15 protein-coding genes and 1 tRNA gene are annotated in these 18,097 nt (G+C 73.9%); 9 read left to right on the top strand and 7 right to left on the bottom strand.

All coding sequences use genetic code 11. From position 1 onward, the window contains the following. Positions 1-67 precede the first annotated feature (67 nt). Complete coding sequence (locus tag ACI79S_RS19120) at positions 68-904, top strand: IclR family transcriptional regulator domain-containing protein (RefSeq protein ID WP_456595026.1); 837 nt, start codon at positions 68-70, stop codon at positions 902-904. Positions 905-1,048: 144 nt separating this feature from the next. On the opposite strand, the gene ACI79S_RS19115 is transcribed toward ACI79S_RS19120, so the two are convergent. After that, the gene (locus tag ACI79S_RS19115; RefSeq protein ID WP_456595025.1) at positions 1,049-1,828 is read right to left on the bottom strand and encodes an SRPBCC family protein; all 780 of its coding nucleotides are present in this window, start codon (positions 1,826-1,828) and stop codon (positions 1,049-1,051) included. A gap of 116 nt (positions 1,829-1,944) precedes the next feature. Here ACI79S_RS19115 and ACI79S_RS19110 point away from each other — a divergent pair, with 116 nt between their 5' ends. From ACI79S_RS19110 to ACI79S_RS19100, 3 genes are all read left to right on the top strand, one after another. Beyond that, a complete protein-coding gene (locus ACI79S_RS19110; protein ID WP_456595024.1) occupies positions 1,945-2,361 on the top strand; it encodes a hypothetical protein in 417 nt (138 codons plus the stop codon). A 64-nt stretch (positions 2,362-2,425) separates the two neighbouring features. Then, complete coding sequence (locus ACI79S_RS19105; RefSeq protein ID WP_456595023.1) at positions 2,426-3,439, top strand: NADPH:quinone reductase; 1,014 nt, start codon at positions 2,426-2,428, stop codon at positions 3,437-3,439. A 37-nt stretch (positions 3,440-3,476) separates the two neighbouring features. Then, positions 3,477-5,165 (top strand): DUF885 domain-containing protein, encoded by a 1,689-nt coding sequence (locus ACI79S_RS19100; protein WP_456595022.1) that lies wholly within the window; start codon positions 3,477-3,479, stop codon positions 5,163-5,165. A gap of 13 nt (positions 5,166-5,178) precedes the next feature. Here ACI79S_RS19100 and ACI79S_RS19095 read toward each other — a convergent pair whose 3' ends face one another. Genes ACI79S_RS19095 through ACI79S_RS19085 form a run of 3 tightly spaced genes read right to left on the bottom strand, consistent with a single transcriptional unit; the run spans position 5,179 to position 9,952 of the window. Continuing rightward, a complete protein-coding gene (locus tag ACI79S_RS19095) occupies positions 5,179-6,333 on the bottom strand; it encodes an acyl-CoA dehydrogenase family protein (protein WP_456595021.1) in 1,155 nt (384 codons plus the stop codon). Beyond that, entirely contained in the window at positions 6,333-8,333 is a 2,001-nt protein-coding gene (locus ACI79S_RS19090) for an ATP-binding protein (protein WP_456595020.1), read from the bottom strand. The genes ACI79S_RS19095 and ACI79S_RS19090 overlap by 1 nt, the downstream gene beginning before the upstream one ends. Positions 8,334-8,338: 5 nt before the next feature. Next, on the bottom strand, positions 8,339-9,952 hold the full coding sequence (locus ACI79S_RS19085; RefSeq protein ID WP_456595019.1) for a carboxyl transferase domain-containing protein: 1,614 nt from the start codon (positions 9,950-9,952) through the stop codon (positions 8,339-8,341). 90 nt (positions 9,953-10,042) lie between these two features. On the opposite strand from ACI79S_RS19085, the gene ACI79S_RS19080 reads away from it, so the two are divergent. Further along, a complete protein-coding gene (locus ACI79S_RS19080) occupies positions 10,043-10,669 on the top strand; it encodes an SACE_7040 family transcriptional regulator (RefSeq protein ID WP_456595018.1) in 627 nt (208 codons plus the stop codon). A 21-nt stretch (positions 10,670-10,690) separates the two neighbouring features. Here the strand turns inward: ACI79S_RS19080 and ACI79S_RS19075 are convergent, their stop codons facing one another. After that, positions 10,691-12,508: a hypothetical protein gene (locus ACI79S_RS19075; RefSeq protein WP_456595017.1), complete on the bottom strand. Its 1,818-nt coding sequence runs from the start codon at positions 12,506-12,508 to the stop codon at positions 10,691-10,693. Between the two features lie 84 nt (positions 12,509-12,592). Continuing rightward, positions 12,593-13,774, bottom strand: coding sequence for a hypothetical protein (locus tag ACI79S_RS19070; protein ID WP_456595016.1), 1,182 nt, complete (start codon positions 13,772-13,774; stop codon positions 12,593-12,595). 155 nt (positions 13,775-13,929) lie between these two features. Between ACI79S_RS19070 and orn the strand changes: the two genes are divergently transcribed. Further along, a complete protein-coding gene (gene orn / locus ACI79S_RS19065; protein ID WP_456595015.1) occupies positions 13,930-14,577 on the top strand; it encodes an oligoribonuclease in 648 nt (215 codons plus the stop codon). Positions 14,578-14,664: 87 nt separating this feature from the next. After that, positions 14,665-14,740 (top strand) — tRNA-His (locus tag ACI79S_RS19060). 145 nt (positions 14,741-14,885) lie between these two features. Here the strand turns inward: ACI79S_RS19060 and ACI79S_RS19055 are convergent. After that, positions 14,886-15,263 (bottom strand): ArsR/SmtB family transcription factor, encoded by a 378-nt coding sequence (locus ACI79S_RS19055; protein WP_456595014.1) that lies wholly within the window; start codon positions 15,261-15,263, stop codon positions 14,886-14,888. A gap of 337 nt (positions 15,264-15,600) precedes the next feature. Between ACI79S_RS19055 and ACI79S_RS19050 the strand changes: the two genes are divergently transcribed. Continuing rightward, on the top strand, positions 15,601-16,197 hold the full coding sequence (locus ACI79S_RS19050; protein WP_456595013.1) for a DUF305 domain-containing protein: 597 nt from the start codon (positions 15,601-15,603) through the stop codon (positions 16,195-16,197). A 363-nt stretch (positions 16,198-16,560) separates the two neighbouring features. Beyond that, a complete protein-coding gene (locus tag ACI79S_RS19045; RefSeq protein WP_456595012.1) occupies positions 16,561-17,949 on the top strand; it encodes an MFS transporter in 1,389 nt (462 codons plus the stop codon). Positions 17,950-18,097: the final 148 nt, after the last annotated feature.

The following is an 18,097-nucleotide window of genomic DNA, read 5'->3' as shown; positions in this document are numbered from 1 at the left end:
GACACATCTGGTGGGCAACACTCACCTGACGGTCTTTCACGCTGCGAAAAGTCCCTGGCGGGAGCGGATGCGCAACTACCGGGTCAAACCCATCGAGTCGCTGGCTCGTGGCCTGCAGGTGCTGCAGACGCTGCAGGAGGTGCGCGCGGCCAGCCTGCACGACCTCCACCTGGCGACCGGGATCCCCAAGCCGACCCTCACCCGCATCCTCTGGACCGCGCACCAGCAGGGCCTGGTGTGGCAGCGGATGGTCGATGGCGCGTTCCTGCCCAGCCACACCCAGCGCCCGGTGGAGGCCGACCACGACGCCTGGCTGGTGGAGATCGCCTCACCGGTGCTCGACGAGCTCGCCGGGCGGCTGCAGTGGCCGTCGGTGCTCGCCGTCCCCCGGCTCGACCACATGGAGACGCTCGAGACGAACAGCACCCGCACCTACTTCGACGCGCTGCCGCGCCGGCCGAGGGGCTACCGGGTGAACATGCTGGGGTCCGCGTCCGGCCGCGCCTACCTCGCCTTCTGCAGCGACCAGGAGTTCGACGCCGTCCTGCGGCGGTTGCGGTCCCGTGACGCCACCGGGCGGGGGCTGGCCTTCGACGACGGGGCGCTGCGGAGGCTGGTCGCCACCACCCGTGAACGCGGTTACGGCGTGCGGGCCCCGGACTTCGGCGGCCACCCCACCCGCCCCCGGTCGGAGGTGGACGACGGCCGGGAGTCGATCGCGATGCCCGTACGGCTCGACGACCGGGTCGTCGCCACGATCAACCTGACGTGGCGGCGGCAGGTGATGTCGACGACCGGCATGGTCCAGCGGCACCTCGGTGACCTGAGCCGCGCCGTCGCCACGGTCGAGCAGCGGGCGCGGGCGGCCGGCCTGGCACCGGGGCGGGCGGCCCCCGCCCGGTAGGGGTCCGCCGACCACCACGGCGCGGCGGGCCCCTACCGGGGCCGTCGCCGACCCGGAGGCGATGGCCGCCGCCTCGCCTCACCCTCCGACTGCTCCGAACGGTGGTGAGGGGAGGACACAGCGCCCCTCCCCGCACCGCCCGGGTCAGCGGCTGCCACCCCCGGTGGCCGGGTCGTCGTCCCGGCGCCCGGCGGCCGTGGCGCCCTGGGTGGTGTCTCGGACCTCGTCCTCGACCCGCACGTCGTCCGCCGGCACCTGCTCGACACCGGTCACCGGCGGCGAGGCAGGCACCTCGCGCGGCTGCTCGGTCTGCGACTCGCTCGTCGAGGTCCTCGAACCGGCCACGGCCGCGGCGACCCCGGCCACCGCGGCTGCGCCGGCGGCGACGCCCTTCGCCGAGAGCCCGGCCTTGCCGCTGTCGCCGCGCGAGAGAGCCGCGTCCTCGACGCCGGGCGTGCCGGCGCGGACTCCGTGCTCGATCGACCCGCGCCACGCACCGCTGGCGTAGCCCTCGTCCTCGATCAGGGACTTGAACCGCTGCAGGTCCGACTTCACCTGGTGGCCCACGATGCCGAGCTTGTCGCCGGCCTGCTCCACCAGGCCCTCCGGCTCGTACTCCAGGCTCAGGTGGACGATCGTGGACCCGGGGCCCGCGGGCTCGAACCGGACGGCACCGGCGTTGGTCGCGCCATCCGTCGCCGCCCAGGCGATCTTCTGGTCGGGGATCTGCTCGAGGATCGCGGCGTCCCACTCCCGCCGCACCCCGGCGATCTCGGCCACCCAGTGCAGCCGCCGGTCACCGCGCTGCTGGACCTCCTTGACACCGCTCATGAAGTGCGGGAAGTCCTCGAACTGCGTCCACTGGTCGTACGCCGTGCGTACCGGTACGTCGACCTGGACCGACTGCTCGACCTTGGTGCTCATCGTGGGTTGCTCCTCCGTCGCGGGACGTTCTCCGGCCCACCACCTACCCCGCCATGTGGTCGATGCACCTCTCGACGCCCCCCAGCCGACCCGGTGCCGGCGGCTAGCCTCGGGCCATGGGCTACTTCGGCACGCTCGTCTACAGCGAGGGGCGCTGGCGCACAGGACGGCCGACCGCGGTGCCGTTCCTGATGGTCGACGTGCACGACAGCGACATCGCGACCGTCGACTACCGGGCCGCGGACGCGACCGGTGGGCGGTTCTTCCTCGGCTACGAGCCGCGCGTGTACTTCGACGAGCCCGACGCCTCCACCCCCGTGGACGTCGACGCCGAGGCCGAGGGCTTCGCCCGGTGGGTGCGCGATGCGGTGGGCACGGAGCTCGATCCCGCAGAGGTGCGCCGGCTCATGGCCTCGCCCGGGGGTGTGCCGCCGACCGACGAGACGGTCGAGCAGACCGTCGAGCGGCTGCTGACCGTGTCGGGCCTGCCGATCCCGGAGTGGCCCACCGACGACGACGCCCCGCCCGGCTGAACCGGCGCACCACCTCACGGCTCCGCGCGGAGTGAGCCGGCCGCCGGCGGGTAGGAGGCCCGGCGTGCGAGCGATCTCCTACAGCGAACCCGGTGGCCCCGACGTCCTCCAGCTGATCGACCGGCCGGTGCCCGACCCCGGCCCCGGCGAGGTGCGCGTCCGCGTCGCGTTCTCCGGCGTCAACCCGACCGATTGGAAGTCCCGCAGCGCAGCGCAGCCCGGCCCGGACGGTCAGGTGCCCAACCAGGACGGCTCCGGCACCGTCGACGCCGTCGGCCAGGGCGTGGACCCCGCGATGCTCGGCCAGCGGGTGTGGATCTGGGAGGCGGCCTGGCAGCGGCCGTGGGGCACCGCCGCCGAGTTCACCGTCGTCCCGGCCCGGCACGTCGTCCTCCTCGGCGCGGACCCGTCCTTCGAGCTGGGCGCGGCGCTGGGCATCCCCTTCCTCACCGCGCACCGCTGCCTGACCGTCGCCGAGTCGCTCCCCGACCGGCTCGGACCGGGTTCCCTCACCGGGCACACCGTGCTGGTGCAGGGCGGCGCGGGCGCCGTGGGCAACGCGGCGATCCAGCTGGCCCGCTGGTCCGACGCGACCGTCATCGCCACGGTGAGCAGCCCCCGCAAGGCTCAGCTGGCCGCGGCCGCGGGGGCCGACCACGTCGTGAACTACAAGGACCAGGACGTCGTCGCCGAGGTGCGGAAGGTGACGCCGAAGGGCGTCGACGCGATCGTCGAGGTATCGGCCGCGGTCAACGCCGGCGTCGACGCGCAGGTGATCGGCATGCATGGCGCGGTCGCCATGTACGCCGACGACGGGGGCGCGGAGGTGACCGTGCCGGTGCGCGCGCAGATGGGGCCGAACGCCCGCTGGCAGTTCGTGCTCGTCTACACCGAGCCGGAGCGGGCCAAGGTGCTCGGCATCGAGGACGTCTCCACCGCCGTCGCCGACGGGGCGGTCCGGGTCGGCGAGGACGCCGGGCTGCCGCTGCACGTGTACCCGCTCGCCGAGACGGCGGCGGCCCACCAGGCGGTGCAGGACGGCGCCATCGGCAAGGTGCTCGTCGACGTCACGGCCTGAGCGGGCAGCGGGTGGGCGCCCGGATAGCGTGACCCCGGTGACCGACTCCCCCGTGCGCCCGCCGTCCCCGCTGGACCAGCTCGCCGACGGCTTCGTCGAGAGCTACGCCGCGGCGCAGCCGGTGGTCGCCACCTACATCGGCGTGCCCGGCCACGACGACCGGTGGCCGGACCTGAGCACCGACGGGCACGCCGCGCACGCCGAGCTGCTGCGCCGCACGCGCGCGCAGGCCGAGGCGCTGGAACCGGTCGACCGACGCGACGAGATCGCCCGCAGCGCCATGCTGGAGCGGCTCGGGGCGGAACTCGACCGCTACGACGCCGGCTACGCGCAGGCCGACCTGAACACCGTGGACAGCCCGCTGCAGGGGTTCCGCGAGGTCTTCGACCTGATGCCCACCGCGACCGACGAGGACTGGGCCGCGGTCGCGGTACGGCTCGCCACGATGCCCAAGGCCCTGCTGGGGTACGCACGCGGGCTGGACGACGCCGCCGACCGGGGTCGCGCCGCGGCCGCCCGCCAGGTACGCCTGGCGGCGGAGCGGGCGCGGCAGTGGGCCGGGACGCCGGAGCGCCCCGGCTTCTTCACCCGGCTCGCGCGCGAGGCCCCGGCCGACCCCCGCAGCGCGCTGGGCCGCGACCTGGCCGACGGCGCCGAGCGGGCGTCGGGCGCCCTGCTCGGGTTCGCCGGGCACCTCGAGCGGGTGCTGCTGCCGCTGGCGCCGGACACCGACGGCGTGGGCCGTGACCGGTACCTGGTCGAGTCCCGCTACCACACCGGCGCGCGGCTGGACCTCGACGAGACCTACGACTGGGGCTGGGCGGAGCTGGCCCGCATCGTCGCCGAGAAGGAGCGCCTCGCCGAGGAGATCGCCCCCGGGCAGGGGGTGGCCGGTGCGATGGCGGTGCTCGACGCCGACCCGGCACGGATCATCCGGGGCCGCGAGGCGCTGCAGGCCTGGCTGCAGGAGACCGCCGACCGCGCGGTCGCGGCGCTGGACGGGGTCCACTTCGACATCCCCGAGCCGGTGCGCCGCATCGAGGGCCGGCTCACCCCCACCGCCGGCGAGGGCGTGTACTACACCGCGCCCAGCGAGGACTTCAGCCGGCCGGGCCGGATGTGGTGGTCGCTGCCCGAGGGCGTTGAAGACATGACGACCTGGCGGGAGACCACGACGGTCTTCCACGAGGGCGTGCCCGGCCACCACCTGCAGATCGGGCAGACCGTGCACGACGCACAGCGGCTCAACCGCTGGCAGCGGCTGCTCTGCTCCTGCTCGGGGAACGCCGAGGGATGGGCCCTCTACGCGGAGCGGCTGATGGGCGAGCTCGGGTTCCTCGAGGACCCGGGTGACCGGCTCGGGATGCTCGACGCCCAGGAGCTGCGGGCTGCCCGCGTCGTGCTGGACATCGGGGTGCACCTGGACCTGCCGATCCCCGCGCGGGCGGCGGCCGGCTCCCGGTGGGACTACGACGTGGCGCTGGCCTTCCTCCGCCGGCACGTCAGCATGGAGGACGCGATGCGGGTCGACGAGCTGCACCGCTACCTCGGCTGGCCCGGGCAGGCGCCGGTCTACAAGGTGGGCGAACGGGTGTTCCTCACCTGCCGGGAGGAGGCCCGGCGCCGCGCGGGGGACGCCTTCGACCTCGCGCAGTGGCACCGCGACGTGCTGGCGCTCGGCCAGCTCGGGCTCGACCCGCTGGCCGCCGAGCTCGCCCGCCGCTGAGTCCGGCGTCGGGTCAGCCGACGCCGAGGTCCCGGGCGATGAGCATCCGCTGCACCTCGCTGGTGCCCTCGCCGATCTCCAGGATCTTCGCGTCGCGGTAGAACCGGCCGACCGGGAACTCGTTCATGAATCCGTACCCGCCGTGCACCTGGGTGGCGTAGCGGGCGTTGTCCATCGCGACCTCGGAGCTGTAGAGCTTGGCGATCGAGGCCTCGCGCTTGAACGGCTCGCCGCGCAGCATCTTCTCCGCCGCCCGGTAGTAGGCCAGCCGCGCGGTGGAGGCCCGCACCTCCATGTCGGCGATCATGAACTGGACCGCCTGGTTGCGGCCGATCGGCTGCCCGAACGCCTCCCGCTCCCCCGCGTACTTCACCGACTCGTCCACGCACCCCTGGGCCAGCCCGACCGAGAGCGCGGAGATCGCGATCCGGCCCTCGTCGAGGATGGAGAGGAACTGGGCGTAGCCGCGGCCGCGCTGCCCGACGAGGTTCTCCTCGGGCACCCGGCAGTCGTCGAAGGAGAGCTCGCGGGTGTCGGACGCGTTCCAGCCGACCTTCGAGTACCGCTGGCCGACGGTGAAGCCGGGGGTCCCCGACGGCACGATGATCGCCGAGATCTCCTTCTTGCCGTCGGGCTTCGTGCCGGTCACCGCGGTCACCGTCACCAGGGACGTCAGGTCGGTGCCGGAGTTGGTGATGAAGGCCTTCGAGCCGTTGATCACCCAGTGGCCGTCCTCCAGGCGCGCGGTGGTGCGCGTCGCCCCGGCGTCGGACCCGCCCCCGGGCTCGGTGAGGCCGAAGGCGCCGAGCGCCTCCCCGGTGCACAGCCGGGGCAGCCACTCGCGCTTCTGCTCCTCGGTGCCGAACCGGTAGATCGGCATGGCGCCCAGCGAGACGCCCGCCTCGACGGTGATCGCCATCGAGCTGTCGACCCGCGCCAGCTCCTCGAGCGCCACGCACAGGTCGAAGTAGGTGCCGCCCGCGCCGCCGTACTCCTCGGGGAACGGCAGGCCGAACAGCCCGAGCTCGCCCATCTGCCGAACGATCTCGGTGGGGAACTCGTCCCGCTCGTAGAACTCGCCGATCTGCGGGGCGATCACCTCCCGGGCGAACTCCCGCACGGTCGTCCGCAGCGCCTCGGTCTCGTCGCTGAGCCGGTAGTCCAACATCAGTTCTCCTGCTGCTCGGGCCCGGCCGCCGGGGTCACCAGCGCCAGCCGCTCGTCCAGCGCGACCGTCTGGCCCGCCGTCACACCGAGCTCGGCCACCGTCCCCGCGACCGGGGCGGTGAGCACGTGCTCCATCTTCATGGCCTCGACGACGAGCAGCGGGGTGCCCGCCTCCACCTCGTCGCCGACCGAGGCCCGCACCACCGTCACCGTGCCCGGCATGGGCGAGGTGACGACGCCGTCGCCGGCCGCCGACCCGGCCGCGGACGAGAGCCGTTCGTGCTCGCGCAGGGCAGTCACCCGCCCCCCGGCGGCCAGCCACACCGTTCCGCCGGCGTGCACGAGCGCGTAGGACGACGACTGCCCGGCGTAGGTCACCGTCAGCCGTTCCCCGTCCCGCACCGCCCGGGCCGGCGCCGGCTCCGCCTCGCCCACCGCCACCTCCGCGGCGGTGGCCCGGCCGCGCACCCGCACGGTCACCGGCTCGGCGCCGGCCACCTGCAGGCGCCGCACCGTCCACGCGGGCTCACCCAGCCGCCAGCCGTCGGGCACGTCCCAGCGGTCGACGACGGGTCCGGTCGGCTCGGACTCCACCAGCAGGGCCAGGGCCGCTGCCGCGTACACGGTGAAGGGCACCGGATCGACGGCGGTGAGGGCCTCGCCACGCCGCTCGATCAGCCCGGTGTCGAGCGTGCCGGCCACGACGTCGGCGTCGGTGAGCAGCGCCCGCAGGAACGCGGCGTTGGTCGCCACCCCTAGGACGGCGGTGCGTCCCAGCGCCCCCACCAGCCGGGCCCGTGCGGTGTCCCGGTCGGGGCCCCAGGCGATGACCTTGGCCAGCATCGGGTCGTAGTCGGTGCCCACCACCGAGCCGACCGCCAGCGAGCTGTCGACCCGGATACCAGGACCCTCGGGTTCCACCAGCCCCAGCACCGTGCCGGCCTGCGGCAGGAAGCCGCGCGCCGGGTCCTCGGCGTAGAGCCGCGCCTCGATCGCGTGCCCGTCGAGTGACACGTCGTCCTGGTCCACCGGCAACCGCTCGCCCGCCGCCACCCGCACCTGCAGCTCGACCAGGTCCAGCCCGGTGACGCACTCGGTGACCGGGTGCTCGACCTGCAGCCGGGTGTTCATCTCGAGGAAGAAGAAGTCGCGCGGCCGGTCGGCGTCGACGATGAACTCGACGGTGCCGGCGCCGGTGTACCCGACGGCCTTGGCTGCTTCGACCGCCGCCCGGCCCATGGTGGCGCGCATGCCGGCGTCCAGCAGCGGCGACGGCGCTTCCTCGATCACCTTCTGGTGCCGGCGCTGCAGCGAGCACTCGCGCTCGCCGAGGTGGATGACGTTCCCGTGGGCGTCCCCCAGCACCTGCACCTCGATGTGCCGGGAGTTGCCGACGTAGCGCTCCACCAGCAGGGTGTCGTCGCCGAAGGAGCCGCTGGCCTCGCGGCGCGCCCCGGCGATCGCGTCGGGCAGCTCGTCGGCGGACCGGACGACCCGCATGCCCTTGCCGCCACCGCCCGCGCTCGGCTTGAGCAGCACCGGGAAGCCGACGGCGACGGCGGCGTCGGCGACCTCGGCGTCGGTCATCCCGGGCTCGGTCCGGCCCGGCACGACCGGGACGCCGGCGGCCATGACCGTCTGCTTGGCGCGGATCTTGTCGCCCATGGCCTCGATCGCGGCGACCGGCGGGCCGATGAAGGCGATCCCCGCCTTCTCGCAGGCGCGGGCGAACTCCACGTTCTCCGACAGGAACCCGTAGCCGGGGTGGATCGCCTGGGCGCCGGTGGCGACCGCGGCCTGCAGCACCCGCTCGACCGACAGGTAGCTCTGCGCGGCCGGCGCCGGCCCGATGTGCACGGCGACGTCGGCCAGCCGGGTGTGCAGCGCGCCGGCGTCGGCGTCGCTGTAGACGGCGACCGAGCGGATGCCCATCTCCCGCAGGGTGCGGATCACCCGGACCGCGATCTCCCCGCGGTTGGCGACCAGGACGGTGTCGAACATCTGGCTCACATCCGGAAGACGCCGTAGCCGACGTCCTCGAGCGGCGCGTTGGCGCAGGCGGACAGGGCGAGGCCGAGCACGGTGCGGGTCTGCGCGGGGTCGATGACGCCGTCGTCCCAGAGCCGGGCGGTGGCGTAGTAGGGGTGCCCCTGGGACTCGTACTGCTCGCGGATCGGCGCCTTGAAGGCTTCCTCGTCCTCGGCCGGCCACTCCTGCCCGCGGGCCTCGAGCCCGTCCCGGCGGACCGTCGCCAGCACCGACGCCGCCTGCTCCCCGCCCATCACCGAGATGCGGGCGTTGGGCCAGGTGAACAGGAACCGGGGCGAGTACGCCCGGCCGCACATCGAGTAGTTGCCGGCGCCGAACGAGCCGCCGATGACCACGGTCAGCTTCGGCACCCGCGCGCAGGCGACGGCGGTGACCATCTTGGCGCCGTGCTTGGCGATGCCACCGGCCTCGTAGTCGCGGCCGACCATGAAGCCGGTGATGTTCTGCAGGAACAGCAGCGGGATCTTCCGGCGGTCGCACAGCTCGATGAAGTGCGCGCCCTTGAGCGCCGACTCGGCGAAGAGCACGCCGTTGTTGGCGATGATCCCGACCGGGTGCCCGTGCAGCCGGGCGAAGCCGGTGACCAGCGTCTGCCCGTAGAGCGGCTTGAACTCGGCGAACCGGCTGCCGTCGACCAGCCGGGCGATGACCTCGCGGACGTCGTAGGGCGTGCGCGGGTCGGGCGGCACCACCTCGTAGATCGACTCCGGCGGGTGCTGCGGCTCCTCGACCGGCTCGAGGTCCCACGGCCGGGGCTCCCGCGGCCCGAGGGTGGACACGATCTGGCGGACGATCTGCAGGGCGTGCGCGTCGTCGTCGGCCAGGTGGTCGGTGACCCCGCTGACGCGGCTGTGCAGGTCTCCCCCGCCGAGCTCCTCGGCGGTGACCACCTCGCCGGTCGCGGCCTTCACCAGCGGCGGCCCACCCAGGAAGATCGTGCCCTGCTCGCGGACGATCACCGCCTCGTCGCTCATCGCGGGCACGTACGCGCCGCCGGCGGTGCAGGACCCCATCACCGCCGCGATCTGCGCGATGCCGGCCTTGGAGAGGTTCGCCTGGTTGAAGAAGATCCGGCCGAAGTGCTCGCGGTCGGGGAAGACCTCGTCCTGCATCGGGAGGAAGGCGCCGCCGGAGTCGACCAGGTAGATGCAGGGCAGCCGGTTGTGCAGGGCCACCTCCTGCGCGCGCAGGTGCTTCTTCACCGTCATCGGGTAGTAGGTGCCGCCCTTGACCGTGGCGTCGTTGGCGACCACGACGCACTCCCGGCCGGAGATGCGGCCGATGCCGGTGATGATCCCCGCCGCCGGCGCCTCGCCGTCGTAGAGGCCGTGCGCGGCCAGCGGCGACAGCTCCAGGAAGGGACTCCCCGGGTCGAGCAGCGCGTCGACCCGCTCCCGCGGCAGCAGCTTCCCGCGGGCGGTGTGCCGCTCGCGCGCCCGCTCGCCACCGCCGAGGGCCACGGCGCGCAGCTGCTCGGCGAGATCGGCGACGAGCTCCGCGTGCGCCGCGGCATTGCTCGCGGCGCCCGCCGGGTGGGCCGAGGGGGCGTGGGAGACCACCGGTGCGTCCACGGGGCAGAGGTTAACCACGGTTCACGGTGGAGGTCCACCCCAACCGCTGCAGGGTTAACCGGAGTTCACCGGCGGGCTAGCATCCGTCGCATGACGTCGGCCGGCACGGACCTGGGTGCGGACTCCCCCGCCCAGGACTCCGCGCTGCACGCCGACGCCACCCGCCCGTCCCGGCGGGAGCAGATCCTGCAAGCGGCCGCCCGGCTGTTCGCCGAACGCGGGTCCCGCGCGGTGGGAGTGGACGACGTCGGTGCGGCCGTCGGGGTGACCGGGCCGGCGATCTACCGGCACTTCGCCAGCAAGGACGCGATGCTCGCCGAGATGCTGCTGCGCATCAGCGCGCGCCTCGCCGACGGCGGCCGCGACCGGGTCGCGGCGACGGGCAGCGACCCCGCCGCCCAGCTGCGCGCGCTCATCGACTTCCAGGTCGACTTCGCGCTGGACAACCCGGCGCTGATCGTCGTGCACGACCGGGACCTCGGTTCCCTGCCCGAGGCCGAGGCCGCGCAGGTGCGCCGACTGCAGCGCCGGTACGTCGAGGTGTGGGTGGCCGTGCTGGCGCGGGTGCACCCGGGGGCCGAGGCAGCTGCCTGCCGGGCCCGCGCGCACGCCGTCTTCGGGCTGATCAACTCCACCCCGCACAGCGCCGGCCGGCTGGCCCGCCCCGCCATGGCCGAGCTCCTCCGCGCGATGGCCTGGGCGGCGGCCACCGCCTGAGGGCGCGCGCCGGTAAGGGCCTCAGCCCTCCGGGAGAGGTGGCACCGGCAGCGCGAGCCCGTCCGAGGCGACCTTGTCCACCGCCGCCGCGCCGCCCGGCCCCGGCGCACCGGACCACGCGCTCTCGACGACGGTGACGGTGGACCCCGACACCGCGCTGGCGTACTGCGCCGACCGCAACCCCGCCGGGCCGCCGTCGTAGGTGACCCCCTCGCGCAACAGGTCGTTGACGTTGCCGCTGCCGTCGCGGTCGGTGAGGGCACGCAGCTGTCGGGCCGCGGCGGCGTCGGACATGTCCACCCGCGACACCGAGACCACCACCGGCGCGCCGTCGACCTCCGCCGAGTAGAGCGCCCGGGAGAGCCCGGCGCAGTCGGTGGCGGCGAAGAACCGGGCGACCTCCCCGTAGGCGTGCCCGGCGCAGCTGTCGTCCACCTGCACGGCCTCCACGGTGTACGCGGTGCCGTCCACCTCGCGCACCTCACCGGTCGTGGGCCCCGCCGCGACGGCGTCGGACGCCGCCCCGTCGTCGCCCGCGGCGCCCTCACCCCCCGAGCCGTTGCCCAGCAGCAGCGAGGCGGCGATCGCGCAGACGGCCACCAGGGCCACCACCGCCGCGATCAGCGCGGCAGCCCGCCGGCGGTCGCCCGGCGCCCGCGCCTCGCCCCGACCGGATGCGGTGGCACCCCACGCCGGGGAGAGCGGCGGGCGCGCGGGCGGCTCGGCGGCCCGGGGCGCGGCCGGGAGCACAGCGGTGCGCGGCCCGGGCGGGGTCGCGGCGTCGTCGTCGCGCTCGGCGCGCCCCTCGTCGCCGCCCGCGGCGCCGACGGGCCCGCCGGCGGCCCGCGGCGGGGCCGGGGCACCCCCCACCTCGACGGTGTCCCGCTGCACGGTGAGGCCGGGCGCGGCGCCCGTGGGCGCCGCCGCCGCCACGGCGGCGGCGTGCGCGGAGGCCACCGAGGCGGCGACCGCACGGGCCACCGCGGTCGCGCTCAGCGGATCGCCGTCGTACGCCGCGCCGTCGGTGCCGCCGCGCGCTTCCGTGTCCGGCGTGCCCGGCGGGGTGATCGCCGGCGAGGCGGCCATCGCGGCCGGGGTCAGCAGCTCGGGCCGGCGGAGGACGTAGGGCGAGTACGGGAAGGCCTCGCCGTTGAGCTCCTCGACAGTGGGCCCCCGGCCGGGCAGCTCCAGCGCCGCGAGGGCCGCCCGCACGTCGGCGGTGGTCCACAGCCGGGGGTTGTCGACCCCGGCGTGCCGTGCGGCGCGGGCGAAAGCGAGCAGGAGGGAGCGGGGGTCCAGCGTGGCGACCAGGTCCCCCTCGCCCAGGTCGCCGTCGGCCGGCACCAGTCCGGTGATCTCGCCGACCAGGACGGTGAGGCGCGCGATCCGCCCGGGCTGCAGGCCTGCGCGCCGCAGCTTCACCGCGGTGTCCATGCCCGCCCGCATCAGCCCGTCGAGCGGCGTCGAGCCACCCCCGGCCTGGTGCAGCACCTGCTCGGGACCCTCCCCCGGGGCGGCGATCGTCCACGGACCTTCGGGCTTCGCCGTCACCACACCGGACTGCCGGAGGACCTCGACCACGCGGATGACGGCGAGGCCCTCGGGCACCAGCAGCACCGCGTCGGACTGGCGTCGGCCCAGCGGCTCGTCCACCAGCGGCAGGGAGGCCACCACGGCCGCGCGCACCGAACCACCGGTGTCCCACCGCGTGAGCTCCCCGAAGAACGCACGCTCGCCCGCCGTCTCCAGCGGCGCCGGGGTCAGGACCAGCACGTCGTCCTCCGGGCGGTCGGGTTCTGCGGTCAGGAGATCCGTCGGCTCGGTCCCGGCGCGGGGCACCGACGGCGACCCCGCGGGGCAGCCGCGACCGACGCTACGTCATCGTCGCGACCGATCCGTCGCTCTCGACGTGGCCCGGCGGGTTCAGACGGGAACGGGTTCGGCGGCAGCCGGCTCCTCCGGAACGCGCCACCGCGCCAGCCAGGAGCTGTCGGCCAGCGCGTCGACCGCCGCCCACAGCGCGCCGAACGCCACGGCCACCGGCAGCGCCGACCACCAGTTCCAGGGCGGGAGCAGGCCCATCGACTCCAGCGGGAAGGCGACGACGTAGACCGCCGCGGTGACCGCCGGACCCGCCACCCAGCCGGGGACCCGGCGGTCGGCGGCGACGTCGACGAGCAGGGCGCCCACGATCAGCACCACCGGCAGCACCGACGGCGGGAAGCCCGTCGCCACCAGCCCGAGCCACATGACGCCCCGGTAGCCGAGGTAGACGACGGCGATCACCGTCGCCGTCCAGCGCAGCGCGACGACCCGGCGGGCCACCACGAGCGCGAGCAGGCCGGCGCAGATCAGCCACGCCGGGTGCACCCACGACGGCACCGGCAGCATGAACATGGCCGGCGACTGGCCCTGCGAGGCGGCGAAGTCGAGCAGCTGCGGCTCGGCCGTCGTCCGGCCGGCGTCGTAGGCCTCCAGCGAGAGCACCCCGTACTCCTGGTGCTGGTTGGGGAAGACCACGTTCTCGACGAAGAACAGCCACAGCCCCAGCGAGACGAGGTCGCGGGTGCGCCCCGGCGCCGCGTACAGCCACCAGCCGCGCAGCGCGCCGGCCAGCATGATCGCCGTCCCGATGTAGAGCAGCGCGTGGCTGGGGCTCCAGCTGGTGATGTCCAGCCCGTTGATCCGGTGGTTGACGATGTCGACCGGGACCGCGACCAGGAAGGTGGCGGTGCCGACCTGCATCAGCCGCAGCGCACGCCCATCGACGCCGTACCCGCTGTAGCTGTGGAACAGCACCAGCACGACGACGACGACGGTGCCCACCGTGTTGAGCAGGTGTGGTGGAGCCAGGTCGTCACGCAGCCACATGAAGTGCCAGGAGACGTCCCAGGACGACCCCAGCATCTTCAGCAGGAAGGCCCCCAGCCACGCGGTGTAGATCCAGCGCAGCTCGGTCTGGGTGGTGGGCCGCCCGGGCCGCCCCGGGGTCACGTACGCCGCCCACAACCACCGCAGCAGGGCGATCGGGTGGGCCAGGCCGGCGCGGAGCGTGCCCGGCGCCTGCGGCGCGGGTGTGGCGACGGGGGCAGGTGCAGAGGACACGGGGATCTTCCTGACGGCGGGCGTTCGGGCGACCCTAGCGGTGATCCGTGCCGTTTCCGAAGCGTTCTGGTCGCGCGTCCGCGGCGCCTGGGATGCACGTGGACACGAGGGGTGATCGGGGCGGTCGGGGCACCCGGTGCGTACTGTCGGACGACGTGGCGGAGAGCGCGGGACACCTGGTCTGGATCGACTGCGAGATGACCGGGCTGGACCTCACCAAGGACAAGCTGATCGAGGTCGCGGTGCTGATCACCGACTCGGAGCTGAACGTCCTCGACCCGGGGCTGGACCTCATCATCGCCGCCGACGACGCCGACCTCGACGGCATGACCGAGTTCGTGGCCGAGATGCACGCGAAGTCGGGGCTGACCGACGCCGTCCGCGCCGCCACGCTCACCCTCGCCGAGGCCGAGCAGCAGATCCTGGCCTACGTGAAGCGGTTCGTCCCCGAAAGGCGCACCGCCCCGCTGTGCGGCAACTCGATCGGGACCGATCGCGGCTTCCTCGCCCGGGACATGCCCGAGCTCGACGACCATCTGCACTACCGGATGGTCGACGTCTCCTCGGTGAAGGAACTGGCCCGCCGCTGGTTCCCCCGCGTCTACTTCGCGCAGCCGCCCAAGGGGCTCGCCCACCGGGCGCTGGCCGACATCATCGAGTCGGTCCGGGAGCTGGCCTACTACCGGCGCACGCTCTTCGTGGCCGCACCGGGGCCCAGCGGCGATCAGGCCAAGCAGGCCGCCGACGAGGTGGTGGGTTCCTTCGCCGACCTGCTCGCGTCCGGGGACGCCGGCACCGCCTGAGGGCGGCGACTCCCCCGGCGGGTCGCCGTGGGGGCTCCGGTATCGTTGGCGCGTTCCTCCGGGCCGGTGCGCCCGGACGGATGCACGGTGGGTGTAGCTCAGCTGGTAGAGCACCAGGTTGTGATCCTGGGTGTCGCGGGTTCGAGCCCCGTCACTCACCCCACGAGAGAGGCCCTGGTCAGTTCGCTGACCAGGGCCTCTCCTCGTCTGCACCTGCGCCCCTCGTCTCACGCCGGGACGCGAGGCCGATCCGGACCCCGACGACCACGCCGACCACCGGGGGTCGGGGACCAGCCGGTGCTCGCCCGTCAGTCGTCCTTCGGCGCACCGTCCGCGAGCACGATCAACTGCCGGAGGCAGTGCTCCCGCAGCGGCTCGGGAAAGCCCTCGGCCAGGCGGTAGTACACGACGCGCCCGTGCTTCCGGTTGGCGACGAGACCCGCCGTGCGCAGCAGTCGCAGTGCGTACCCGATGGCGTCCTCGTTCGCTTCGAGCGCCAGCGCCAGATCGCCGACGCAGAGCTCCTCGACCATGTCGAGGGCGAAGAGCACGCGGGCCCGGGTGGGGTCGGCCATCAGGCTCAGCACGCTGGTCAGCTGGGCGGCCTCCTCCCGGCCGGGAAGCCGGGCGCGGGCGTGGCCGACGCGTTCAGGGTCGACCGGGTGCGCATGGTCAGGCTCGGACATCGCGAAGCACCTCCGCTGCTCTCGTACCCGTACGGCCGTGCCGGCAGCCCCGATCCGTCGGCGCCACGGGTGGACCACACCGCCATCCGGTCACGACCACGGGCGGATGTCGCCCTCGCGAAGGCGCCGGCCGACGCGGTTTACCCGCACGGCCGTACGGGCATGCGGACGGTCGCACGGCGTCGGCGTCGGCGTCGCCGCCTGCACCCCGCGGCCCTGGCGCTGCGCGCGGAGACGCTCCGACCACGGCCGGTCCCCGGTGTCACCGGCGGGTACGGAGGCGACGGCCACCGCGTGTGGGCCGTGGCCCCGAGCACGAGAGAGCGGAGACCCGACCATGGCGACGAAGCAGGAGCACGAGCACGACGAGCACGGCCAGGACGGCGGCATGTCGCATCAGACGAAGATGTACCTGCGCTTCGGGGCCATGATCCTGACCGCCATGGTCGTCATGTACTGGACCATGTTCGCCGGCACGTGGGAGTGGAGCCACGTGCGGTGGAGCGAGAGCCGCCTGTTCATGGCGCTCACCATGGGCGGCACCATGGGGCTGATCATGCTCGCCTGGATGCTCAACATGTACAAGAACGTGAAGGGCAACATCGCCATCGTGGCGGTGAGCCTCCTGCTCCTGGGCGGCGGCATCTTCCTCGACCGCAGCCAGGCCACCGTGCAGGACTCCGCGTGGATGAGCGCGATGATCCCGCACCACTCGCTGGCCATCACCCGCTCCGAGCGTGCCGACATCACCGACGTCCGCGTGTGCCAGCTGGCCGTCGAGATCATCGAGGCCCAGCAGCGGGAGATCGACGAGATGGAGTGGCTGATCCAGGACATCGAGGAGAACGGCGAGGCCGAGACCCTCGAGGAGGCCCAGGCCCGACCCGTCCCCGAGTTCCCGGCGGACGCGTTGCGCGACTGCCCGACGGGCTGAGCAGCCCGGACGCGTCCACCCGACTTCCATCGGGCCCCGTCGAGAGCACCCGCCGGACCTCGGCGACGCCGGTGCCGCCCTGCACGGCGGCACCGGCACCGGCACCGGCACCGGCACCGGCACCACCCTCGCACCCCCTCCAGGCACGGGGGCGATCCGCGGCGGAGCGGAGAGCGTCCAGGACGATTCCCGGCGCCCGCCGCGCCCGACACCCGTGTGCGAGCGCATCCCCACCCCACCTGACCGGACGGTCGGGTGACGAGGCCCCCCGTTGTGGCGAGGGACACATTCAGCTACCGTCCCGCAGCGACTGACCGCCCGGTCAGTAAATGCACACCTCACCCGAGCGACGGCGGAGCTGCCATGTCCCTCTCCACAGATGCCCACTCTCGCGCGCCCCACCGGATGACCCGCGAGGAGCGGAAGGTCCTCGCGGGCACCCTCGCCGGAACCACGATCGAGTGGTACGACTTCTTCATCTACGCGCAGGCGGCGAGCCTGGTGCTGGCCCCGCTCTTCCTGTCCCCGCTGAGCGAGGACTCCCCCGGGCTGGCCACCGTGCTCTCGCTGGCCACCATCGGCATCAGCTTCCTGTTCCGCCCGCTCGGGGCCATCGTGGCCGGACGCTTCGGCGACCGGCTCGGCCGCAAGCGGATGCTGGTCTTCACGCTGCTGCTGATGGGGACCGCCACCGCGCTGATCGGGCTGCTGCCGACGTACGAGCAGATCGGGTTCGCCGCACCGGCCATCCTGATCCTGCTGCGGATCCTGCAGGGCTTCTCCGCCGGCGGCGAGTGGGGCGGCGCGGCACTGATGTCGGTGGAGCACGCCCCGGTCGGGCGGCGCGGCCTGTTCGGCGCCTACCCGCAGGTGGGAGTGCCGGTCGGCATGATCCTCGCGACCGGCGTGCTGTGGCTGCTGTCCACGCTGACCACACCCGAGCAGTTCCAGTCCTGGGGCTGGCGCATCCCCTTCCTGCTGTCGGTCGTGCTGATCGTCATCGGTTACCTCATCCGCCGCGCCGTGGAGGAGAGCCCGGTCTTCAAGGAGATGCAGCTGCGGAAGAAGGAGTCCTCCGCACCCCTGCGCGACCTCTTCCGCCGGAACACCAGGCAGGTGGTGCTCAGCGCGCTGATCTTCATCGCCAACAACGCCGCCGGGTACCTGCTGATCGCCTTCTTCATCGCCTACGCCAGCACCACCCTGGGCATGCCGCGCGAATCCGTCCTGCTGGCCACCACCCTGGCGTCCTTCGGCTGGCTCGCCTTCACCATGTACGGCGGCATCCTGTCCGACCGGATCGGCCGGGTGCGCACGTTCCAGATCGGCTACGCCCTGGTGTTCCTCTGGATGATCCCGATGTTCCTGCTCATCGACACGGGGAACATCTGGCTCTACGGCGTCGCCCTGTTCCTGCTGACCATCGGGCTCGGGCTCTCGTACGGGCCGATGTCGGCGATGTACGCCGAGATGTTCCCGGTGGCGGTCCGCTACTCCGGCGTCTCGATCGGCTACGCCCTGGGTGCGATCCTCGGTGGCGCCTTCGCGCCGATGATCGCCGAGCTGCTCCTGCAGTCGACGGGGTGGTCGGGCTCGGTCGGCATCTACATCATGGTGCTCTGCGCCATCTCCTTCACCGCGGTGACGGTCGCCGGGGAGACGAAGGGCGCGAGCCTGCGGGTGGCCGAGGCCCACGAGGAGTACCTGCGGGCACACCCCGAGGAGGCCGCAGCCCTCGGCCTCCGGCCCTGACAGGCGGGGGCACCTCCGGCCATGACGGCACGGAGCCGGCGGTGGGGGGGGGGGGGGGGGGGGGGGGGGGGGGGGGGGGGGGGGGGGGGGGGGGGGGGGGCGGCGCCCGCCCCCCCCCCCCCCCCCCCCCCCCCCCCCCCCCCCCCCC

The organism is Blastococcus sp. SYSU DS1024, from assembly GCF_054050795.1.
Note: the sequence above shows the minus strand (reverse complement) of the source record. Positions and strands in the feature narration are given on the sequence as shown.

Bases quoted from the DNA above. Each gene is read 5' to 3' on its own strand.
- ACI79S_RS19120 (WP_456595026.1), top strand. From the start codon at position 68: ATGCGCAACTACCGGGTCAAACCCATCGAGTCGCTGGCTCGTGGCCTG.
- ACI79S_RS19115 (WP_456595025.1), bottom strand. From the start codon at position 1,828: ATGAGCACCAAGGTCGAGCAGTCGGTCCAGGTCGACGTACCGGTACGC.
- ACI79S_RS19110 (WP_456595024.1), top strand. From the start codon at position 1,945: ATGGGCTACTTCGGCACGCTCGTCTACAGCGAGGGGCGCTGGCGCACA.
- ACI79S_RS19095 (WP_456595021.1), bottom strand. From the start codon at position 6,333: ATGTTGGACTACCGGCTCAGCGACGAGACCGAGGCGCTGCGGACGACC.
- ACI79S_RS19090 (WP_456595020.1), bottom strand. From the start codon at position 8,333: ATGTTCGACACCGTCCTGGTCGCCAACCGCGGGGAGATCGCGGTCCGG.
- ACI79S_RS19080 (WP_456595018.1), top strand. From the start codon at position 10,043: ATGACGTCGGCCGGCACGGACCTGGGTGCGGACTCCCCCGCCCAGGAC.
- ACI79S_RS19055 (WP_456595014.1), bottom strand. From the start codon at position 15,263: ATGTCCGAGCCTGACCATGCGCACCCGGTCGACCCTGAACGCGTCGGC.
- ACI79S_RS19050 (WP_456595013.1), top strand. From the start codon at position 15,601: ATGGCGACGAAGCAGGAGCACGAGCACGACGAGCACGGCCAGGACGGC.
- ACI79S_RS19045 (WP_456595012.1), top strand. From the start codon at position 16,561: ATGTCCCTCTCCACAGATGCCCACTCTCGCGCGCCCCACCGGATGACC.